This window comes from Arthrobacter paludis, from assembly GCF_056782315.1.
In genome coordinates this window covers 84,844-86,580 of the sequence record NZ_JBXAEW010000011.1, presented here as the reverse complement: position 1 = coordinate 86,580, position 1,737 = coordinate 84,844, and the positions used below count along the sequence as shown (strand labels likewise).

The window sequence follows — 1,737 nt, the reverse complement described above, 5'->3', positions numbered from 1 at the left end:
CCCTTTCTCCCCCCCCCCCCCCCCCCCCCCCCCCCCCCCCCCCCCCTCTCTCCCCCCCCCCCCCCCCCCCCCCCCCCCGCCACCAGCACCTCCGGAAGGACCACCGTGACGACGACAGCATCCCGGGCCGCCACGGGCTCCGACCCCGACGGCGTGCGCCGCGCGTTCGGCCGCTTCTGCAGCGGCGTCAGCGTCGTCACCACCCGCGGAGACGACGGCGTGCCGCACGGCGCCACCGCGAACTCCTTCACGGCCGTGTCCTGCGACCCGCCGCTGGCCCAGGTCACGCTCCTGCGGACCGCGCGGGCGGCGCGGATCCTCGGCAACGAATCCTTCGCGATCAACGTCCTCTCCGCCGGCCAGGCGGATGCGGCGCGGCACTTCGCCGGCGATGAGGCCGCGGCCGAGCCGGACTGGGAGGCCGACGGCGGCGTCCCCGTCCTGCGCGGCAACCTCGCCACCCTGCTCTGCCGGCCGTGGAACATCTACGACGGCGGGGACCACATCATCGTCGTCGGCGAGGTCGTCCGCCTCGACACGGCGGACGCGGAGCCGCTCGTGGCGTTCGGCGGCGGCTTCCGCCGCCTCGGTGGGCCGCTCGAGCAGCCCGCGGCCCCGGCGGCCGCGGACGACGGCGGCGCCCGCGGCTACGCGGCCGCCTACGCGTTCCGGCCGTTCGGCCAGGCGGACCACTAGCGCCGACCAACCACCCCGTCACCACCGACAGGAAAGGCAGCACCATGAACACGATCCGGAAGACCACCGCCATGGTTCTCGGCACGGTGTCGGGCACCTGCTGCGCACTCGCCAACACCGCCTGGAAGTCCGGCGCCGGCAGCCCCGCCATGGGGCCGCACGCCTGGGCCGGCTCCGAAGAGCCCGCCCGCGCCTAGGGCGGGCACGGCGCCGACGGGGCGCGGGGACAGCGTCGTCCCCGCGCCCCGTCGGCGTTCCGGGCCAGTCGTTCCGGCCCCGGGGCGCCCGAGCCCCGCCCCGGCAGGGCGCGTTCCCCGGGGCGCGTTCCCTCAGGCCCCCGGCGCGCGGTAGTCGTCGACGCCCATCCGGCGCAGCTTCGGGGTCCCGCCGAGCGTGCCGTAGTAGCTGCCGCCCAACCGAGCCAGGGGGTCGAGCAGCGTCGGGTCCGGCCGGCCCTGGGCGTCGAGGACCGACCGGTCGACGGCGATGTGCCGGACCAGCCCGAGGACCAGGAACGAGTCGCCGACAGGCACGACCCGCTCCAGCGCGCATTCGATGGCCGCGGGGGACTCCGCGATCCGCGGTGGGGCGACGGTGGCGCTGGGCTCCGGCGTCAGGCCGGCCTTCGCGAACTCGTCCACCCCGGCCGGGAACGGGGTGCCGGTCGCGTTCACGTACTCCAGCAGCCGGCGGGGCGCGAAGTTCACGGTGAACTCGCCCGTGGCCTCGACGTTGCGCAGCGTGTCCTTGCGCCGGACCGAGGTGAACTGCACGATCCCGGGATCCGCCGACGCGACCGTGAAGAACGAGTGCGGGGCGAGGTTTACGCGACCCTCCGCGTCCACGCTCGAGACCCAAGCGATCGGCCGCGGGATGACGAGGTTCGTCAGCAGCCGGTAGACGTCGAGGGCGGGCAGGTCCGCGGGGGAGTGGTCGATGCGCATGGCTTCATCGAAGCACAGGCCGGCGCGGCCGGCGCGGCCGGCCGCGCGCCACCGGCGGGGACGGCCCGCGGCGCGGCCCCCCCGCCGCCCCCGTTTG

At 76.5% G+C, this 1,737-nt stretch carries 3 protein-coding genes; 2 read left to right on the top strand and 1 reads right to left on the bottom strand.

All coding sequences use genetic code 11. The features are described from left to right. Positions 1-105: 105 nt before the first annotated feature. Together AC1Q5D_RS10935 and AC1Q5D_RS10930 are read left to right on the top strand one after the other, a co-directional pair. Positions 106-696 carry a flavin reductase family protein gene (locus AC1Q5D_RS10935; protein ID WP_481738628.1) on the top strand — a complete coding sequence of 197 codons (591 nt, stop codon included), beginning with the start codon at positions 106-108 and terminating at the stop codon, positions 694-696. A 44-nt stretch (positions 697-740) separates the two neighbouring features. Next, positions 741-893, top strand: a complete 153-nt coding sequence (locus AC1Q5D_RS10930; protein ID WP_481738627.1) for a hypothetical protein — start codon at positions 741-743, stop codon at positions 891-893. 132 nt (positions 894-1,025) lie between these two features. Here the strand turns inward: AC1Q5D_RS10930 and AC1Q5D_RS10925 are convergent, their stop codons facing one another. Next, positions 1,026-1,640 (bottom strand): flavin reductase family protein, encoded by a 615-nt coding sequence (locus tag AC1Q5D_RS10925; RefSeq protein WP_481738626.1) that lies wholly within the window; start codon positions 1,638-1,640, stop codon positions 1,026-1,028. Between the last annotated feature and the right edge of the window lie 97 nt (positions 1,641-1,737).

Bases quoted from the DNA above. Each gene is read 5' to 3' on its own strand.
- AC1Q5D_RS10930 (WP_481738627.1), top strand. From the start codon at position 741: ATGAACACGATCCGGAAGACCACCGCCATGGTTCTCGGCACGGTGTCG.
- AC1Q5D_RS10925 (WP_481738626.1), bottom strand. From the start codon at position 1,640: ATGCGCATCGACCACTCCCCCGCGGACCTGCCCGCCCTCGACGTCTAC.